Source organism: Aquitalea sp. ASV11 (genome assembly GCF_016429185.1).
Classification (GTDB): domain Bacteria; phylum Pseudomonadota; class Gammaproteobacteria; order Burkholderiales; family Chromobacteriaceae; genus Aquitalea; species Aquitalea pelogenes.
On record NZ_JAELUD010000138.1, the window covers coordinates 1 to 1,668 of the forward strand.

1 protein-coding gene is annotated in these 1,668 nt (G+C 32.7%); it reads right to left on the reverse strand.

Annotation, left to right across the window (positions count from 1 at the left end; all coding sequences use genetic code 11):
• Positions 1–674 (reverse strand): hypothetical protein (locus JHD62_RS21275; RefSeq protein WP_255523052.1); only part of this gene is annotated, 674 nt, incomplete at its 3' end.
• Between the last annotated feature and the right edge of the window lie 994 nt (positions 675–1,668).

Here is a 1,668-nt window from a genome sequence, read left to right on the forward strand (position 1 = left end):
TTGCGTTCGTCTCGTGGGCTCGGAGATGTGTATAAGAGACAGTGTTCATATCGGTCAGCCATGTATTTATCAAGGAATATTTGTTCTTCATTGGTAAAATAACCACCACCGACTACTTTTAGATTGATATCTTTAAGCATGGAAAGAGCCAGGACAAGGTTCCTGAAATTTTTATAACCACCTCTTGCGCCAACAAACAAGATGTAGGGGCATTCAGATTTATTTTCTAAATGTAATGGATGGAATAATGAACTAGGGCCAAGTGGAGTTACGTAAATTTTATTGCTATCAATATCAGGTAAAAAGTTGAGGAGATCATTTTTCGTATTTTCAGAAATACATATTATACATTCTGAATTTTTAATAGCATTGAACTTTTGTCTACTATGAACAATCTTCTTAATACCACTCGCAAAAAATTCATAAGTGAAATCATACACTGTTGTAATGTTAATTATATTTTTTCCGCGAGCAGTACGGTAGTAACTGGAGTGAAATATTCTGTTATCCGACATCCGTGGATTGATATAACGCTTTAGCTTAGAATTTGTCTTAACCAATTCGTATAATATTCGATTATTTTGCAGACGTTGTTGAAGCTCATTGAAATAAACTGAAATCCCGCCATTTCGTTGGAGGGAATAAATGATTCCATCGATTGTTAGTATTTTCATATTTAGTCGATTCAGTCTTTGATGTAAATGTTATGAGCATGGTGGAGGAGAAGCAGGATTAGTAGTTAGACTTGCTCATCACATTTCAAACGCTTAAACGAGGATTGTGCAATAAAGAAATGCATGCAATTGACTTATATTTTTAAGGCAAAAAACATGTTTCTCGTCAAAAAATCTAGTCGCTTGTAAAGTATAACTATCAAAGCTCCGAGCAGTTAAATTCAGATTTCACCCACAGCATATAGGTTAAACTGGGTACAGTAACTGATAGAAATACACTTTGTGATCAAACCATTTATACTTGTAAATCCACATTGCTGAGAATTATACTGTCTAAGATATGGATCGTAATGGGGAAGAAAAGCATTTATACCTCCTTATGGACTACGATACGGCGAGATTTGTATTTTCAGAAGGATAACTGCAAGCAAGAGAATATAGTTAATTTCATTCAGGATGAAAACATAAATTCAATATGGTAAGAAATATAAAGCTGGTATGAAAGTAATTAGTATTAAATTGGGAGTAAAAAAAATGAACTTGAATGAAGCGAAATTTAAGTAAATCTCTTGCTTTGTAAATATTGAATGGCATTCAAGAAAAGTGTATTTAAAAATGATAAAATGCGAATGTATTTTTTATTGGGAGTGTTTTGATTTTTAAAGGAGTATGTATAATTTTATTAAAGCTGTATTTTCATTTCAATAAGTAATGCGGAGAAATATTTGCGGTATAAAAGTAATGCGTGGAGTAACAATTAATTCAATTTTTATTCCTATTTCTACCGCATTCCTAGAAGCTTTCTCTTTAAGTTGAGAATAAATATAAAAATATTTTTGGGAAGAATGCGTTTAAATATATTCTTTGATTGTAAAAGAAATAACACTTTCATGGTGTGCCAAAGTGGAGGCCTTATCCCAGTCTCAATATTTATACGCTGTATTTCAGCGCTAACCTTCGCCTGGTGTGCTTCAGAAGCTGTCTCTTATACACA